The 885-nt window shown below is 34.4% G+C and carries 1 protein-coding gene; it reads right to left on the bottom strand.

Annotated elements, in window-relative coordinates:
- Positions 1–885 (bottom strand): methyl-accepting chemotaxis protein (locus tag EBF12_RS10955; protein WP_244196536.1); only part of this gene is annotated, 885 nt, incomplete at both ends.

The raw sequence follows: 885 nt of genomic DNA, 5'->3' as shown, positions 1-885 counted from the left end.
TAAAACCTCTTCTTATTCACATCATCTAATATATCTTTAGCTACTCTATCTACTCTTTGACTTATTTCAGCACTAGAGTTAGCTATCTCTACATTTTCTTGTGTTACAGATTCTAAATGAGATATGGCTTCATTGATTTGAGTTACACCTGTTGTTTGTTCTCTTATAGATTCACCCATATCATTAATACTTTGCACAAGTAAATTTGTATTGGCTTCAATCTCACCTAAGCTCTTTTGAGTTCTTTCAGCTAACTTTCTTACTTCATCAGCAACAACAGCAAATCCTCTTCCGTGTTCTCCAGCACGAGCTGCTTCAATAGCAGCATTAAGAGCTAGTAAGTTTGTTTGGTCTGCTATATCTCTAATAATGCCTATAACATTTTTAATATCTTCACTTTGTTGTATGACTTCACTTGTCTTACCACTGACATTTTGCATAGATGAAGTGATTTCTTCTACGGCTTGAGCTGTTTGTTCTAAGCTACTTGCTTGAGAGTTAGTAAGGTTTGTAAGATTATTTACTGCTTCTGCTAATGCTTTTGCTTCTTCACTAAGATTTTGAGCAAAGCTAGAACTTGTATGAAGCATTTTTCTAATCTCTTCTCCTAGAGTATTAGTAACTACTTCTACTCTACCACTTGCATTATTTACTTCTGTGGTGAAATCTAATTTAGTATAAGATTCAAATACACGATTAATCTCATTTAAATCTTTTCCTACAGCTGTCGTTAAAAGTTCAAGTAGTTCATTTACAGAATCTCTTAATTCGTTTAATTGTGGATTACTGCCTTTAGATTCTATAAGGCTACCAGTATAACCTTGTTTAGCTCTATCTATGACTTGGAGAGATTGTGCCACAAGGGCTTGGTCGGATTCTAAGCCT

It is taken from the genome of Helicobacter labetoulli (assembly GCF_003670275.1).
Lineage (GTDB): Bacteria > Campylobacterota > Campylobacteria > Campylobacterales > Helicobacteraceae > Helicobacter_C > Helicobacter_C labetoulli.
The sequence above is the reverse complement of the archived record's forward strand: the minus strand, read 5'-3'. Positions and strand labels throughout refer to the sequence as shown.